The organism is Bradyrhizobium sp. BRP23 (genome assembly GCF_020194135.1).
GTDB classification, from domain to species: Bacteria; Pseudomonadota; Alphaproteobacteria; order Rhizobiales; family Xanthobacteraceae; genus Bradyrhizobium; species Bradyrhizobium yuanmingense.
This window is the reverse complement of sequence record NZ_JADYVW010000023.1, coordinates 1-15,952: the sequence shown is the minus strand read 5'-3', so window position 1 is coordinate 15,952 and position 15,952 is coordinate 1. Positions and strand designations below refer to the sequence as shown.

The following is a 15,952-nucleotide window of genomic DNA, read 5'->3' as shown; positions in this document are numbered from 1 at the left end:
GTTGCAGCGACAAACTTTTATACAGGCCCGGGTTGGTCCCGGATCTGGCCGTCCCTTCGCAAGCTTCAGACCGTGCGGAAAATGAGCGCGGCCGTGACCAGCGAAATTCCTGATGCGAGCCACAGGCTCGAGATTTCAAACCCCTCCTCGCCGATAGGCAGCGTAGCGATCGCGTCGGTGCCGACGAGGCCGATCCACGCGAGGTGGATGACGGCGGCCGCAATCAGCGAGATGAACAGGCGGTCGCCGCGCGTGGTCGGGATGCGCAGCACGCCGACACGCTCGGCCTCGGGATAGACCGCGGCGAGCCAGGTCATCACGAGAAGCGTGCAGGCGAGCGCGGCGAAGAAGATCGCGGTCGGCAGCGTCCAGGCCATCCATGCGATGGATTCCATTGATGCCTCCTCAGACGCGGCCGAGCGCGAAACCGCGCGCGATGTAGTTGCGGACGAACCAGATCACCAGCGCGCCCGGAATAATGGTGAGCACCCCGGCGGCGGCGAGCAGGCCCCAATCCATGCCGGCCGCCGACACCGTACGCGTCATGATCGCTGCGATCGGCTTGGCATGCACCGACGTCAGCGTGCGCGCGAGCAAGAGCTCGACCCAGGAGAACATGAAGCAGAAGAAGGCGGCGACGCCGATGCCGCTCGCGATCAGCGGCACCAGGATCTTGATGAAGAAGCGCGGGAAGGAATAGCCGTCGAGGAACGCGGTCTCGTCGATCTCGCGCGGCACGCCGGAGACGAAGCCTTCGAGGATCCACACCGCGAGCGGCACGTTGAAGATGCAGTGCGCGAGCGCGACGGCCCAGGGGGTGTCGAACAGGCCGATCGCCGAATAGAGATTGAAGAACGGCAGCGCATAGACCGCCGCCGGCGCCATGCGGTTCGACAACAGCCAGAAGAATAAATGCTTGTCACCGAGGAAACGGTAGCGCGAGAAGGCGTAAGCCGCCGGCAGCGCCACGGCGATCGAGATGATGGTGTTGAGGACGACGTATTCGAGCGAATTGATGTAGCCCGAATACCAGCTCTCGTCGGTGAAGATGCGCTTGTAGTGCTGCAGCGTCGGAGTGTGCGGCCACAGCGTCATCGTCGAGACGATCTCGCTGTTGGTCTTGAAGCTCATGTTGACGAGCCAGTAGATCGGCAGCAGCAGGAAGATCAGGAACAGCCCCATGATGAGGCGACGGCCGGGGATCGAATGCATCAGGCCACTCCTTCCCTTGGCTCGAGTGCGGGCACGGGCTTGAGCGCGGCCGCGGGCTTGGGCTCCGCCGCCGGCTCGCTCGAAGCCTGGACTTTGCGTTCGACACCGGCATTGGTCATGACGGTGTAGAAGATCCAGCAGACGATCAGGATGATGAGGTTGTAGACCAGCGACAGCGCCGCGGCCTTGCCGAGGTCGAACTGGCCGAGCGCAATCTTGACCAGCTCGATCGACACGAAGGTGGTGGAATTGCCGGGCCCGCCACCGGTGACGACGAACGGCTCGGTGTAGATCATGAAGCTGTCCATGAAGCGCAGCAGCACCGCGATCAAGAGCACGCGGTTCATCTTCGGCAGCTGGATCGCCTTGAACACGGCCCAGCGCGAGGCGCCGTCGATCTGCGCGGCCTGGTAATAGGCTTCGGGAATCGACTTCAGGCCGGCATAGCACAGCAGCGCGACGAGGCTGGTCCAGTGCCAGACGTCCATCACGATGACCGTGAACCAGGCATCGACGTCGTTGGAGACGTAATTGTAATCGAAGCCCATGGCATTGAGGACGTAGCCGAGCAGGCCGATGTCGGGACGCCCGAAGATCTGCCAGATGGTGCCGACCACGTTCCAGGGGATCAGCAGCGGCAGCGCGAGAATGACGAGGCAGGCTGCGACGGTCCAGCCCTCGCGCGGCATCGACAACGCGACGACGATGCCGAGCGGCACCTCGATGGCCAGGATGACGAGCGAGAAGAACAGGTTGCGGCCGAGCGAGGCGAGGAAGCGGCCGCCGAGGTCGGTGGAGGGATCGAGCAGCTCCTTGAACCAGCCCACGCCGTTCCAGAAGAACTGGTTGTTGCCGAAGGTGTCCTGCATCGAATAGTTCACCACCGTCATCAGCGGCAGCACCGCCGAGAAGGCGACGACCAGGAACACCGGCAGCACCAGGAACCAGGCTTTTTGGTTGACGGTCTTGTCCATCAGGCGGCTCCCTCCACCAGAAGGCTGTCGGCATAGACGTGGACGTGCGACGGATCGAATTTCAGCCCGGCGGTACCGTCCGCGCTGGTGAAGCCGCCAGGAGCGCGCGCCGCGAGCTTGGCGTCGACGACGCGCACGCGCGCGAAGCGGATGCGGCCGAGATCGTCGATGCGCTCGATCCTGGCGGTGAGCAGGCCAGGTGCGGGCGCGACCACCTCGACGAATTCGGGACGGACGCCGATCTCGATCTTCGCCCCTGCAGGCAGGTTGTCGTAGCTGCGGTTCAGCGCGATGACGTGGCCGTCGATCCTGGCCTCGCGCCCCCTCACCTCGGCCGGCAGGATGTTCATGCCGGGCGAACCGATGAAATAGCCGACGAACGTATGCGCCGGCCTGTCGAACAGCTCGGCCGGCGTGCCGCTCTGCACGACGCGGCCGTCATGCATGACGACCACGGTGTCGGCGAAGGTCAGCGCCTCGGTCTGGTCATGGGTGACATAGATCATCGTGAGGTCGAGCTCGCGATGCAGCGCCTTCAGCTTGGAGCGGAGCTGCCATTTCAGCTCGGGATCGATCACCGTCAGCGGCTCGTCGAACAGCACGGCGGCAACGTCGTTGCGCACGAGACCGCGGCCGAGCGAGATCTTCTGCTTGGCGTCGGCGGTCAGGCGCGTGGCCTTGCGGTTCAGATAGGGCTCGAGATCGAGCAGGCGACCGATCTCGGCGACGCGCCTGTCAATGTCGGCCTTCGGCACGCCGCGATTCTTCAGCGGAAACGCCAGATTCTCCCCCACCGTCATGGTGTCGTAGATCACCGGAAACTGGAACACCTGCGCGATGTTGCGCTTCTGGGTTGACAGCGGTGTGATGTCCTTGCCGTCGAACAGGATCTTCCCCCGCGACGGCGTGATGATGCCGGAGATGACGTTCAGAAGCGTGGTCTTGCCGCAGCCGGAGGGGCCGAGCAGCGCATAGGCGCCGCCCTGCCGCCAGGTCATGGTGACAGGCTTGAGCGCAAAGCTCTCCTGCGGCGCATCGTTGCCGCCGTAGGAATGGGCGAGATCGACGAGGTCAATGCGGGCCATGGCGCATCTCCCTCCTAAGAGCCCGGTGCCGCGACCAGACGGTCGGCAGCATCGAAGACGAAGACATCATTGGGATCGAGCACGGCATCGAGCATCTGGCCCGGCTCGAACTCGTGCACGCCGTGCAGCACCGCCACCCAATTCGATCCGTCGCGGGTCAGATGCACGAAGCTCTCCGAACCCGTGATCTCGGTCACCGTGACAGTGGCGTGGAAGGCGTGACGGTCGGCCTCGCCATTGGCAAGCCCGAGCTGATGGGCACGAAAGCCGACGCGATAGAAGCCGTCGGGCAGACCGGCATAAAGCCCGGACGCGGGCGCTGCACTCCCGCCCGCATATTGGACCATGCCGTTCCCCTTCTCGAGGCCCACGAGATTCAGCGGCGGATCCGAAAACACCTGCGCAACGCGTAAGGTCTGCGGCCGGCGATAGACATTGGTGGTCTCACCCATCTGCAGCGCCTGGCCCTCCCACATGCACACCGTGTTGCCGCCGAGCAGCAGCGCCTCGGTCGGCTCGGTTGTGGCATAGACGAAGATCGCGCCGGAGGCCTCGAAGATGCGCGGCAGCTCCGCCCGCAGCTCCTCGCGCAGCTTGTAGTCGAGATTGGCGAGCGGCTCGTCGAGCAGCACGAGGTCGGCACCCTTGACCAGCGCGCGTGCGATCGCGGTGCGCTGCTGCTGGCCGCCGGAGAGCTGGAGCGGCGTGCGCTTCAGGAACGGCTCGAGCCGCAGCAGCTTTGCGGCCTCGGCGACGCGCGCCTCGATCTCGTCGCGCGGCTTGCCCTGCACGCGCAGGGGCGAGGCGATGTTCTCGTAGACCGTGAGCGAGGGGTAGTTGATGAACTGCTGGTACACCATCGCGACCGAGCGCTGGCGCACGTCGGCGCCGGTGACGTCCTTGCCGTTGACGAACACCTTGCCCGTGGTCGGCTTGTCGAGGCCGGCGAGCAACCGCATGATCGAGGTCTTGCCTGACAGCGTCGGCCCGAGCAGCACGTTGAGCGTACCGCTCTCGAGCCTCAGCGAGACGTCACGGATGTGCGGCACGCCTTCCACGGTCCGGGTCACGTGATCGAGTGTCACGGTCATGAGCGTCCTCCCGTTTCCAGCAGGGGACTTTGCGCCACGGCATGGCTCCTGATCCAGTCGTCGAGGGTCGCGATCTCGTCGGCAGATAGTCGCAGGCCGAGCTTGGAACGGCGCCAGACCACGTCGTCGGCGGTGACGGCCCATTCATTGGCCATGAGATAGCGGACCTCGCGCTCGGTTAGCGTGGCGCCAAAGGCCTGGCCGAGATCCGCAGCCGATTTTGCATCGCCGAGCAGCTTGATGGCACGGGTGCCATAGGCGCGCGCCAGGCGCCGCGCATGCTCATGGCTGAGGAAGGGATAGCCGCGCTGCAGCTCGGCGATCAGGCCGTCGATGTCGGATACGTTCATGTCACCGCCCGGCAGCGGCCATTTGCCGGTCCAGCCCTCGCGCGCTTTCGCACTGCGCAAGTAAGGCGCAAGGCGCTCCAGGGCCTCTTCGGCGAGCCTGCGATAGGTCGTGATCTTGCCGCCATAGATCGACAGCAGCGGCACGCCGCCGGGCGTGTCGAGCTCGAACACGTAGTCGCGCGTCGCGGCCTTGGCCTCGCTGGCGCCATCGTCATAGAGCGGACGCACGCCGGAATAGGTCCAGACCACGTCGGCGGGCGCGACGGGCTTGGCCAGATATTCGCTGGCCGCCTTGCAAAGATACTCGATCTCTTCAGTCGTCGCCTTCACCTTGGCAGGATCGCCGTCATAGTCGCGGTCGGTGGTGCCGATCAGCGTGAAGTCGTCCTGGTACGGGATCACGAAGATGATGCGGCCATCGGCATTCTGGAACATGTAGGCGCGGTCGTGGTCGTAGAGCTTCTTCACGACGATGTGCGAGCCCTGCACCAGGCGCACCTTGGCTTTCGCATTCACGCCGGCGCCGCGGCCGAGCACGTCCTCGACCCAGGGTCCGCCAGCATTGATCAGCGCCTTGGCCTGGATCTGCGAGCGCGCGCCGGTCAGCGTATCGACCATGCTGACGGTCCAGACGCCGTCCGACTGGCGAATCTCGGTGGCGCGGGTTCGGGTGCGGATCTCGGCGCCCTTGTCGGCGGCATCGCGCGCATTGAGCACGACGAGGCGGGCGTCGTCGACGAAGCAGTCCGAATATTCGAAGGCGCGGCTGTAGCGGTTCGGGATCAGCGGCTTGCCGACCTCATCGCGCTTGAGATCGACCGAGCGGGTCGCCGGCAACAGGTGACGGCCGCCGATGTGATCATAGAGGAAGAGGCCGAGGCGCAGCAGCCAGGCCGGGCGCAGGCCGGCGTGATGCGGCAGAACGAATCGCAGGGGCCGGATGATGTGGGGCGCGATGCCCCAGAGGATCTCGCGCTCGATCAGGGCCTCGCGGACCAGCCGAAACTCGTAATATTCGAGATAGCGCAGGCCGCCATGCACGAGCTTGGTCGACCACGACGATGTCCCGCTCGCCAGATCGTTCATTTCGCACAGGAAAACGGTATTGCCGCGGCCGACCGCGTCACGCGCAATGCCGCAGCCGTTAACACCGCCTCCGATGATGGCGAGATCGAAAATACGCTCCAACAGACGCATCCCCCGGCGACCGCCCGTTCCATCAAGCGGCTACTTTCGCTTTTGATTAGATCACACCGAAAAACGAAAGCAAGATGAAAGAGAGGCGAAAGGAAGCGAAAGCGGAAGTTTCTTGGTGAGCAAGAGGAGTTCATGTTGGGCAGCGCCACGGCGATTTGGGAGGCACCAGCACCTTGATTGGTCAGCGTCGAGCGATTATAGTCATACTAGTCAAAATGGTTAATCCCTATGGTCAATCGTAACGTTGAACCCGACGCGCTTCCAACGAATGACAGCTGGACGTTGGCCAATGCCAAGGCGCGACTGTCCGAGGTGCTCGACCGCGCTCAGACCGGCCCGCAGGTCATCACCCGTCACGGCAAGCCGAATGCCGTCATCGTTTCCGTCGAGGAATGGGCGCGCAAGACAGCGCGCAAGGGCACCCTGGCCGAATTCCTGCTGGCCTCGCCATTACGCGGCGTTGACCTTGAACTCGACCGGCTGCACGACACGCCACGCGACGAAGTGCCATGAACCTTTTGCTGGACACCAACGTGCTTTCGGAAGTTCAGCGGCCCGCGCCTTCGCCAAAAGTTGTGGCATGGCTGGATAGGATCGATGAGGACCGTGCGTTCATCAGCGTCGCCTCGATCGCCGAGCTTCGCCGTGGCATCGCATTGCTTGAGGATGGTCGCCGACGCACCGCGCTGGCCGTCTGGCTTGCCCACGATTTGCCTGCGCGGTTTGCCGAGCGCGTCCTGCCGATCGACCAAACAGTGGCCGAGCGTTGGGGTGACCTCATGGCGCAGAGCCGCAAGAGCGGCGTCGCATTGTCCGTCATGGACGGCTTCTTTGCGGCGACTGCGCTGGTCAACGATCTCACACTCGTCACACGCAACGTGAAGGATTTTGCGGCCTTCGGCGTTCCGCTGCTCAACCCCTGGGACGACGCTTAGCCTCTATCTCAGCCGCACCACTGGTGCGGCTTCCGGTGCGGCATCCTGCACCTCGGCCGACGCATCGTCGACCTCCGCGCCCTTCGGCATCGCCTCGACCACCTCGATGCCCTTGCTGTGGCAGATGGTGGCGAGGCGCTCGGGCAGCTCCTGGTCAGTGACGAAGGTCTGGATCTGGGTGATGTGGGCGATGCGCACCGGCGCGCTGCGGCGAAGTTTTGTGGAATCGGCGACCAGCATGACGCTGCGGGCATTGGCGATGATGGCCTGCGCCACCTGCACCTCGCGGTAGTCGAAGTCGAGCAGCGCGCCCTCCTCGTCGATCGCCGAGGCGCCGATGATGGCATAGTCGACCTTGAACTGTCCGATCAGCTGCGTCGCGGTCGAGCCGACCACGGCGCCATCGGCGCGCCGCACCGTGCCGCCGGCGACCACCACCTCGATGCGCGGATGGCGGTAGAGCAGCATGGCGACATTGAGGTTGTTGGTGATGACGAGCAGATCCTCATGCGAGGTCAGCGCGCTCGCCACCTCCTCCGTCGTGGTGCCGATGTTGATGAAGAGCGAGCAGCCGTTCGGGATCAGCGAGGCGGCGGCAGCGCCAATCGCCTTCTTCTCGTCGGCGGCGACGAAGCGGCGCGCCTCATAGGCGAGGTTTTCCACGCCCGAGGCGATGATGGCGCCGCCATGGATGCGGGTCAGCGAACGCCGCTCACAGAGATCGTTGAGATCCTTGCGGATGGTCTGCGCCGACACCTCGAAGCGGCGCGCCAGCTCCTCGACCATGACGCGGCCGGAGGCGCGCGCGATGTTGAGGATTTCGGCTTGGCGATGGGTCAATCCGGTCACGGCAAAGGCCTCAAATCAGAATGATGCATGGTGCGGCGGTTCGCGCCTGCGGTCAATGCGGACGCCGATCACGGTTGACGGATGAAGGTCCTCACAATGCCATTTCTTACCACCCCATGGCACTTGCAAGACGTGCGAGCAGCGTCGGGTCGTCGAACGCGCTGGCGGAGGCGACCGCGCCTGCTCCAACCAGGTCAGCATGGCTGAGGCTGGTGCGGATGCCGACAGTCGGAATGCCGGCGGCCGTTGCGGACTGCACGCCGGTGCGGGAGTCCTCGAATGCGATCGAGGCTCGCGGGCTCGCGCCGACGAAACGCAGCCCTTCCTGATAGGGCAGCGGATGCGGCTTGCCGTGCGGCAGCTCGGCGCCGATCACCAGCGCCTTGAAACGATGCGTGATGCCGAGTCCTGAGAGCAGCAGCTCGGCGTTGAGACGCGGCGCGTTGGTCACGGCGACCATGGGGATGCCGGCGCCATCGGCGCGGTCGAGCAGCGCCATCAGGCCCGGCAGCGGCGCGATCTGCCCGGCCACCAGCGTGCGGAAGACCTCCTCCTTCTCTTCGAGGATGAGAGCGCGCCGCTCCGGCGCCTCGTGGGGCAGAAAGCGCTCGCCGATCGCGACATTGGCGAAGCCCTGCAGCTCGAGGGAGAAACGTGCGTGATCGAAGACGTGTCCGTGCGGGCCGAGCACCTGGTTGAAAGCCTTCAAGTGCAACGGATCGGTGTCGGCGAGCGTGCCGTCGATGTCGAACAACAGCGCCCGGCCCATTCCATCGTGTTTGGTCTCGATCATTTCCGTACTTTCCCAAATGCGCGGCGCATCGATGCGGAAGGCGTATCAATACGGCCTCGATCGCGCAATGACGCATCCACATGAGGCAGGTGACACTCGACAAAGTCGCGTGCGACTGCAACACTGATTGCAAGATCAAAAAGGAGGAAACGATGACGATCAACCGACGGGATCTGGCTCTCTCGACGCTCGCCGTGTCCGCGCTTGCGTTCGCCACGCCGGCGCTCGCCGCTTCGGCAGACGAGGACGCCGTGGCGAAGAGGGTCGAGGCCTTCCGCCTCGCCCAGATCGCGGCCGATCCCAAGGCGCTCGGCGCGCTCTGCGCGGAGGAACTGAGCTACAGCCATTCCAGCGGCAAGGTCGAAGACAAGGCGGCGTTCATCGCCAACGCCACCGACGGCAAATCGAAGTTTCTGTCCATCGAATACAAGGATCCCACCATCAAGGTCGTCGGCCCCGCAGCGATCGTGCGTTTCCACTGGCTGGGCGAGCAGGAGATGGCGGCCGATGGGAAAAAAGTATCGACCAACCTTCACATCCTGATGAACTGGCAGAAGCAAGGCGACGAGTGGAAGCTGTTGTCGCGGGCGGCGACGAAGTTGTGATCACGTCTTTCCCCTCTCCCCTTGCGGGAGAGGGTGGCTTCGCAAAGCGAAGTCGGGTGAGGGGTATCTATCCGCGGATCTAACTCTCTATTGAATTCGCGGAGCCAACCCCTTATCCGGCGCTTCGCGCCACCTTCTCCCGCATCCGCCTTCGCCAAGGCTTCGGCGGACATGAGGGGAGAAGGAAGAAGGCAGCAACATCAAGGGCGGCAAAAAATTCCGACCACGCCTCGCGCGCCGGAATGACAGTTACGCCGCCTCCTTCACCTCGCCATTCATCAGCCTGCGCGCGGCGCGCTCGGCTTCGCGGGCGTTGCGGAAGAGCTGGCCTTCGAGACGGTTGAAGCGGTGCGATGAGGCGAAGAAGCAGTAGCCTCCAGAAGAACGAACGACGATACCTGCGGTCTGCGAATCGACTTCGATGATGTAGCTGTCCGGCATAGTCCGTGGCTTCCTCAGTGCGGGCAAACAACGGCGCTCCCGCCCAAAGGTTCCCAAGGGCATTGCGGCGTTTCCACCCCGAATCGACACGCAATTGAGTACGCCGGGACCTCATCCGTTTTATGACTGGTTCTTGACTGGTTCTTGGCGAAGCCGCGACGATGTGACTTGCTCGTGCCGCGTTCTGCGGCGCTGCAAGGCCTCGCAATATGGGACAGTGCGTCGCGCGCGATTACGTCGCGATCGGCGGATCGTTTCGCTGGATCGCCTGGGGACGGCCGTGGTCGTCGATCGAGACGTAGGTGAAATGACCGTCGGTGACGAGGAACGGATGCAACTCCTTGCGCCGCAATGCCCAGGCCTCGAGATGCACGGTCAGCGAGGTGCGCCCGACGCGCACGAGATTGGCGTAGACCGAGACGAGATCGCCGACATAGACCGCTTTGCGAAAATTCATCGCCTCGATCGCGACCGTCACGGTGCGCGACCGCGCGACCTTCGAGGCGAACACGCCGCCGCCGACGTCCATCTGGCTGAGCAGCCAGCCGCCGAAGATGTCGCCATTGGCATTGGTGTCGGCCGGCATCGCCAGCGTGCGGATGCAGAGATCCCCGCTCGGTCCGGCCGCTTGTTCGCTCATATGGCTCTCACTTGAAATTGTCCCAGCCCGGATCGGGCGCGAAGCGCGCGCCGAATCGTTCCGCCAGCGCGCGCAGAGTGGATACGATGTTCTCCACGCCGCGCGTGCGCGCGTAATTCAGCGGGCCACCGCGGAAGGGTGCATAACCGGTGCCGAAGATCATGGCGCCATCGACCGCGTCGGCATCGTCGACAATGCCCTCGCGAAGCGCCGCGACGCAGACATTGGACATCGGCAACACCAGGCGGTCGATCATCTGGTCGGTGACCCGCGGTCCGGTCTCCGGCAACGCTACTTTCTCCGCCTTGCCGTCCTTCCAAGTGTAAAAGCCCTTGCCGGTCTTGCGGCCGAGCTCGCCCTTGGCGACCTTCTCGCGCAGCCAGGCCGGCGTCGGCGGCAGGAGATCGCCGAACTTGGTGCGCAGCATATCGCCGACGTCGAGGCAGATATCGAGCCCGACCTGATCGGCCAGCTCGATCGGGCCCATCGGCATGCCGAACTGCTCGGCCGCTTCATCGATCAGGCGCTGGTCGATCTTCTCGTCCAGCATCACCATCGCTTCCAGCATGTAGGGCGTCAGCGCGCGGTTGACGAGGAAGCCGGGCGAGCTCTTCACAGGCAATGGCAGGCGGTCGATCGCGCCGACGAAGGCGAGCGCCTCTTTCAGCACCTGTGCATCGTTGCCGTCATGGCTGACAACCTCGACCAATTGCAGCCGCGACACCGGGTTGAAGAAATGCAGGCCGACCAGCCGCTCCGGCCGCGCCAGCGTGGTGCGCAGATCCTGCAGCGGGATGCTGGACGTGTTCGTCGCAAGGATGGCTCCGGGCTTCATCCGCGGCTCGAGTCCGGCATAGACCTTCTGTTTCAGCTCCAGCTTTTCCGGCACCGCCTCGATGATGAGATCGGCGTTGCGGACGCCCTCGCCGTCCATGTCGGGAATGAGGCGGTCGAGCGCGTCGCGCTCGTCGGTGGGCTTGCGGATGATCTTGCCGTAGAGGTCGGCCGCGCGTTTGACCGCGCCTGCGATCGGCTCCGGCTTCATGTCGGCTAGCGACACGCGAACGCCCTGCCCCGCACACCAGGCCGCGATGTCGCCGCCCATCGCGCCGGCGCCGATGACGTGGACATGCTTCACCGTGTTGCCGGCGCCTGCCGCCTTCTTCATCTGCTCGCGCAGGAAGAAGACCCGGATCAGATTCTGCGCGGTCGGCGTCACCATCAGCTTGGCGAACGAGGCCTGTTCCGCCTTCAGCATCGCGGATTTGCTGCCGCCATGCGCTTCCCAGAGATCGATCAGCGCATAGGGCGCCGGATAATGCTCGCGCGATGCGGCCTTCGCGGCCTCCGCTCGCATGCGCTTGGCCAACAGGCCGCGCACCGGCCCGAGATTGGCGGCACGCATCAGCAGACCAGGCTTGGCCCGCTTCAGACGGCCGAACAGCGCATCCTTCACCGCGCCCTGGACATGCCGCTCCTGCGTCACGGTGTCGACGAGGCCGAGCGATCTGGCTCGGCGCGCATCGATGGTGCGCCCGGTCAGCATCAGCGCCATCGACTGCGTCGGATTGACGAGCGCAGTGAAACGCGCGGTGCCGCCAAGGCCGGGATGCAGGCCGAGCATCACCTCCGGGAAGCCGAAACGCGCCCCATCGATGGCGATGCGCGCCTGGCAGGCCAGCGCCACCTCGAGCCCGCCGCCGAGGCAGAAACCGTGGATGACCGCGACCGTCGGCAGCCTCAAGGCTTCCAGATGGTCGACCACCGCATGCGCGGCGCGGATGCGCGTCTCCACCATGCCGGGATCGTTGGCACCGCGGAATTCATTGACGTCGGCGCCGGCAATGAAGCCGGACGGCTTTGCCGAGCGGATGACGAGACCGGCGGGGCGCTCGGTCTCGATCGCCGCGAGCACGGCGTCGAACTCCTCCATCACCTCGGAGGACAGCGTGTTGGCGCTGGCATCAGCGCGGTCGAACAGCAGCCAGGCGACGCCGTCTTCATCTCGCGTCAGCTTGAAGTGCTTGTAGGGACCATCCGGCGCAGGGCGCGGCCCGAGCTCCAGCACGCGGTCGGCGAGCACGGTCATGATCTTGGAATCCATGGTCATACCGCCTCGATCAGCATGGCGCCGCCGAGCCCGCCGCCGATGCATTCGGTGGCAATTCCGCGCCGCGTGCCGAGCCGCTTCATCGCGTTGACGAGATGCAGCACGATGCGGTTGCCGGAGGTGCCGACGGGGTGGCCGAGCGAGATCGCGCCGCCGTCGACGTTCAGCCGCTCGCGGTCGATCTCGCCGGCCGCGCCGTCGAGCCGCAATATTTCGCGGCAGAACTTGTCGTCATTCCAGGCGGCGAGACAGCCGAGCACCTGCGTTGCGAAGGCCTCGTTCAGCTCCCAGGTCTCGACGTCCTTGAGGGTGAGGTCGTTGCGCTTCAGCAGCGGCGTCACCGACATCACCGGACCGAGCCCCATGATGCTGGGGTCGAGCGCGGCCCAATGGCTGTCGACGATCGCAGCTTTCGGCGTCAGCTTGTGCTTTGCAACGGCAGCGTCAGAGGCGAGGATCACCCAGGAGGCACCGTCGGTGATCTGGGAGGAATTGCCGGCGGTAACCTGGCCCCACGGGCGCTCGAACACCGGCCGGAGCTTGGCGAGCGTCTCCGCCGTGGAGTCCGGACGCACGCCATCGTCGTGGTCGAAGAACTTGCCGTCGCGGGAAAACGCGGTTTCGACCTCGCCCTTCAGATAACCCGCGCTTTGCGCATGCGCGAGCCGGCGATGGCTGTCGGCCGCGTAGGCATCCGACTGCGCGCGCGTGATGCCGAAGAGATGGCCGACGACCTCGGCTGTCTGGCCCATGTTCAGCTCGGTGACGGGATCGGTCAGGCCGCGCTCGAGGCCGATGATCGGCTTGAGATCGCGCGGCCTCAGCTTGAACGCCGAGGCGAGCTTCGCGGCCATGCCCTTTGCGGTGGCAAGGCCGGCGAACCAGCGCACGCCGGAATTCGGCCAGACCAGCGGCGCGTGGCTGAGCGCCTCGGTGCCGCCGGCCAAAACCATGTCGGCATGGCCTTCGCGGATATAGCGGTAGGCGGTGTCGATCGACTGCATGCCCGAGCCGCAATTGATCTGCACGGTGAAGGCGACCATGTCCTCGCCCATGCCGAGCCGGAGCGCGGCGACGCGGGCCGGGTTCATCTCGTCCGCGATCACGTTGACGCAGCCGAGGATGACCTGGTCGAAGCTATCGGGCGAGAACGGCTGGCGCGCCAGCAGCGGTCGGCCGCATTGCACGGCGAGATCGACCGGCGTGAACGGCCCTGGCCCCGAACGCGCCTTCAGGAACGGCGTCCGGCTGCCGTCGACGATGAATACCGGTCGTGCCATCAGCTCGCCGCCCTCTGCTCACCGAGTTCCTGGAAGAACTGATGCACATTGACGGTTTTCCTGTAAATCGGCGACAGCGCCTCCGGCGCAAAATCGTCGACCTCTATCACTTTTGTGACGGCTTCGCGGGCAGCGGCGAGTTGCTCGCCCTCGGCTTGCGTGATTACGCCCTTGGTCACCGCCTCCTTCCAATCGCGGATATGCGCAGCACGCATGCGCCTGGCGATCGCATCCGTCGCCGCGACCAGCTTGAACGCGCGCTCCAGCCGGGCAAAGCCGCCGTCGTCGTCGACATGGGCCAGATCCGGCGTGAGGCGCGCGCGCGCCGCCGACGGCTCCAGCACGATGGCAGCGCATTGGTGCACGATGCGGTCGGACGGGCCGAGCACGCGGGCGCCGAACGGCTGCACCACGAGCCTGAGGAAGCCGGCGACGAAGCGGTTCGGCAGATTGGCCAGGATTTCGGCGAGCCGGTTCTCGATGGTTTTGAACCCGGTCGCCATGCACCATTCCAGCGCGGCAAAATCCTCCTTCTGCCGCCCCTCGTCCTGCCAGCGCTTCAGCGCGGCCGAGAGCAGATAGAGCTCGGACAGGATGTCGCCGAAGCGGGCCGACAGCATTTCCTTGCGCTTGAGCGCGCCGCCGAGCGTCAGCAGCGCCATGTCGGCACAGAGCGCGAAGGCCGCCGAGTAGCGCGAGAGCTGGCGATAGAAGGGCGTGGCATCGCCCGCATCGGGCACTGGGGCGAATGCGCCAAAGGTCCAGCTGCGACCCATGGCGCGGAAGAGTGTCCTGAAGCTGTGGCCGACATGCCTCCAGAACGCCTTGTCGAACGCGCCGAGGCCGCGCTCGCGATCGCTATCGGCGAGCGCGTTCATCTCGTCGAGCAGGTAAGGATGGGCGCGGATGGCTCCTTGTCCGAACACGATGAGATTGCGGGTCAGGATGTTGGCGCCTTCCACAGTGATGCCGACGGGCACGGCGCGGTGGAGATTGCCCAGATAATTTTGCGGACCGTCGATCACGGCCTTGCCGCCATGAATGTCCATGGCATCGTCGACCGCGGTGCGCATCCGCTCAGTCGCGTGCAGCTTCATGATGCCGGAGATGACGGCGGGATGGATGCCGGCGTTCAGTGCCGCGCAGGTGAGCCGGCGCGCGGCGTCGAGCTGGTAGGCGGTCGCGACGATGCGGGCGAGCGGCTCCTCGACGCCTTCGAACTTGGAGATCGAGATGCCGAACTGCTCGCGGATGCGCGCATAGGCGCCGGTGGTGCGCGCGGCATAGGCGGCCCCGGCCGCCGACAGCGACGGCAGCGAGATGCCGCGGCCGGCGGCGAGCGCCGTCATCAGCATCTTCCAGCCCTGCCCCAGCCGCTCCTTGCCGCCGATGACGTAGTCGAGCGGGATGAAGACGTCCCGGCCCCAATTCGGGCCGTTCTGAAAGACCTGCATCGAGGGCAGATGACGCTGCCCGATCTCGACGCCGGGCAGGTTCGTCGGGATCAGCGCCACGGTGATGCCGAGCTCTTCCCGGCTGCCCACGAGATGATCGGGATCATAGGCCTTGAAGGCGAGACCGAGCAACGTCGCGACGGGACCGAGCGTAATGTAGCGCTTGTGCCAGTTGAGGCGGAGGCCGGCCACCTCGCGACCCTCGAATTCGCCCCTGCAGATGATGCCGGTGTCGACCATCGAGGCGGCGTCGGAGCCGGCTTCCGGGCTGGTGAGGCCGAAGCAGGGAATCTCGCGGCCGTCGGCGAGGCGCGGCAGCCAGCGCTGCTGCTGCTCTGTGGTGCCGAAGCGCATCAGGAGCTCGCCCGGGCCGAGCGAGTTCGGCACCATCACGGTGACCGCGGCCGCGATCGAGCGGGTCGAGATCTTGCGCACCACTTCCGAATGCGCGTAGGGCGAGAAGCCGAGGCCGCCGTACTCCTTCGGAATGATCATGCCGAAGAATTTCTCGCGCTTGACGAAGTGCCAGACGTCCGGCGGCAGGTCGCGCGATTCCCAAAAGATCTTCCACTCATCGAGCATGGCGCAGAGCTCGTCGACTGGGCCATTGAGGAAGGCCCGCTCCTCATCCGTCAGCGTCGCCTGCGGGACCTTCAGCAGCTTCGACCAGTCGGGGTTGCCGGTGAAGAGATCGGCATCCCACCAGACGTCCCCCGCCTCCAGCGCCTCGCGCTCGGTGTCGGACATCGCCGGCAGCACGCCGCGCGCCCATGAGAAGATCGGCTTTGTGATGGTGTCGCGGCGGAAGCTCATGGCGGACCTCATGCATCGGCGCGGTTAACAGGCATTTTAGCGGAAATCGGCTGGCGGAGGCGAACATCTCGCCTGCAACATTGACGCGGCCGGGGCGGCCGCCCGAGCCATAACGGCGGGGGC

Annotated in this window: 16 protein-coding genes; 3 read left to right on the top strand and 13 right to left on the bottom strand. The window is 65.2% G+C overall.

What is annotated here, in order from left to right; genetic code table 11:
* Positions 1–65 precede the first annotated feature (65 nt).
* The 6 genes from I6F24_RS34860 to glpD are packed head-to-tail and all read right to left on the bottom strand — an operon-like array spanning position 66 to position 5,909.
* On the bottom strand, positions 66–395 hold the full coding sequence (locus I6F24_RS34860) for a DUF2160 domain-containing protein (protein WP_036013844.1): 330 nt from the start codon (positions 393–395) through the stop codon (positions 66–68).
* A gap of 10 nt (positions 396–405) precedes the next feature.
* The gene (locus I6F24_RS34855; RefSeq protein WP_036013847.1) at positions 406–1,212 is read right to left on the bottom strand and encodes a carbohydrate ABC transporter permease; all 807 of its coding nucleotides are present in this window, start codon (positions 1,210–1,212) and stop codon (positions 406–408) included.
* Positions 1,212–2,186, bottom strand: a complete 975-nt coding sequence (locus I6F24_RS34850) for a sugar ABC transporter permease (RefSeq protein WP_036024799.1) — start codon at positions 2,184–2,186, stop codon at positions 1,212–1,214. The genes I6F24_RS34855 and I6F24_RS34850 overlap by 1 nt, the downstream gene beginning before the upstream one ends.
* A complete protein-coding gene (locus I6F24_RS34845) occupies positions 2,186–3,271 on the bottom strand; it encodes an ABC transporter ATP-binding protein (protein ID WP_225150147.1) in 1,086 nt (361 codons plus the stop codon). Before I6F24_RS34845 ends, I6F24_RS34850 begins: the two co-directional genes overlap by 1 nt.
* A gap of 14 nt (positions 3,272–3,285) precedes the next feature.
* A complete protein-coding gene (locus tag I6F24_RS34840) occupies positions 3,286–4,362 on the bottom strand; it encodes an ABC transporter ATP-binding protein (RefSeq protein ID WP_225150145.1) in 1,077 nt (358 codons plus the stop codon).
* A complete protein-coding gene (gene glpD / locus I6F24_RS34835; RefSeq protein ID WP_128262995.1) occupies positions 4,359–5,909 on the bottom strand; it encodes a glycerol-3-phosphate dehydrogenase in 1,551 nt (516 codons plus the stop codon). Before glpD ends, I6F24_RS34840 begins: the two co-directional genes overlap by 4 nt.
* A 228-nt stretch (positions 5,910–6,137) precedes the next feature.
* Between glpD and I6F24_RS34830 the strand changes: the two genes are divergently transcribed.
* Together I6F24_RS34830 and I6F24_RS34825 are read left to right on the top strand one after the other, a co-directional pair.
* Complete coding sequence (locus I6F24_RS34830; protein WP_036024793.1) at positions 6,138–6,422, top strand: type II toxin-antitoxin system Phd/YefM family antitoxin; 285 nt, start codon at positions 6,138–6,140, stop codon at positions 6,420–6,422.
* Positions 6,419–6,844, top strand: a complete 426-nt coding sequence (locus I6F24_RS34825) for a type II toxin-antitoxin system VapC family toxin (RefSeq protein ID WP_036013859.1) — start codon at positions 6,419–6,421, stop codon at positions 6,842–6,844. The genes I6F24_RS34830 and I6F24_RS34825 overlap by 4 nt, the downstream gene beginning before the upstream one ends.
* Before the next feature lie 3 nt (positions 6,845–6,847).
* On the opposite strand, the gene I6F24_RS34820 is transcribed toward I6F24_RS34825, so the two are convergent.
* Positions 6,848–7,693 carry a DeoR/GlpR family DNA-binding transcription regulator gene (locus I6F24_RS34820; protein ID WP_036013860.1) on the bottom strand — a complete coding sequence of 282 codons (846 nt, stop codon included), beginning with the start codon at positions 7,691–7,693 and terminating at the stop codon, positions 6,848–6,850.
* Positions 7,694–7,799: 106 nt separating this feature from the next.
* Positions 7,800–8,486, bottom strand: a complete 687-nt coding sequence (locus I6F24_RS34815; protein WP_225150143.1) for an HAD-IA family hydrolase — start codon at positions 8,484–8,486, stop codon at positions 7,800–7,802.
* A gap of 152 nt (positions 8,487–8,638) precedes the next feature.
* On the opposite strand from I6F24_RS34815, the gene I6F24_RS34810 reads away from it, so the two are divergent.
* Positions 8,639–9,091 (top strand): nuclear transport factor 2 family protein, encoded by a 453-nt coding sequence (locus I6F24_RS34810; RefSeq protein ID WP_036013866.1) that lies wholly within the window; start codon positions 8,639–8,641, stop codon positions 9,089–9,091.
* Between the two features lie 249 nt (positions 9,092–9,340).
* Here I6F24_RS34810 and I6F24_RS34805 read toward each other — a convergent pair whose 3' ends face one another.
* The 5 genes from I6F24_RS34805 to I6F24_RS34785 form a co-directional block, all read right to left on the bottom strand.
* Entirely contained in the window at positions 9,341–9,532 is a 192-nt protein-coding gene (locus I6F24_RS34805; RefSeq protein WP_036024792.1) for a hypothetical protein, read from the bottom strand.
* A gap of 232 nt (positions 9,533–9,764) precedes the next feature.
* Complete coding sequence (locus I6F24_RS34800) at positions 9,765–10,172, bottom strand: acyl-CoA thioesterase (RefSeq protein ID WP_036013863.1); 408 nt, start codon at positions 10,170–10,172, stop codon at positions 9,765–9,767.
* A 7-nt stretch (positions 10,173–10,179) separates the two neighbouring features.
* Positions 10,180–12,276: a 3-hydroxyacyl-CoA dehydrogenase NAD-binding domain-containing protein gene (locus tag I6F24_RS34795; RefSeq protein WP_036024791.1), complete on the bottom strand. Its 2,097-nt coding sequence runs from the start codon at positions 12,274–12,276 to the stop codon at positions 10,180–10,182.
* A gap of 2 nt (positions 12,277–12,278) precedes the next feature.
* Positions 12,279–13,562, bottom strand: a complete 1,284-nt coding sequence (locus tag I6F24_RS34790; RefSeq protein WP_036024789.1) for an acetyl-CoA C-acetyltransferase — start codon at positions 13,560–13,562, stop codon at positions 12,279–12,281.
* Positions 13,562–15,829 carry an acyl-CoA dehydrogenase gene (locus I6F24_RS34785; protein ID WP_225150141.1) on the bottom strand — a complete coding sequence of 756 codons (2,268 nt, stop codon included), beginning with the start codon at positions 15,827–15,829 and terminating at the stop codon, positions 13,562–13,564. The genes I6F24_RS34790 and I6F24_RS34785 overlap by 1 nt, the downstream gene beginning before the upstream one ends.
* Positions 15,830–15,952 lie beyond the last annotated feature (123 nt).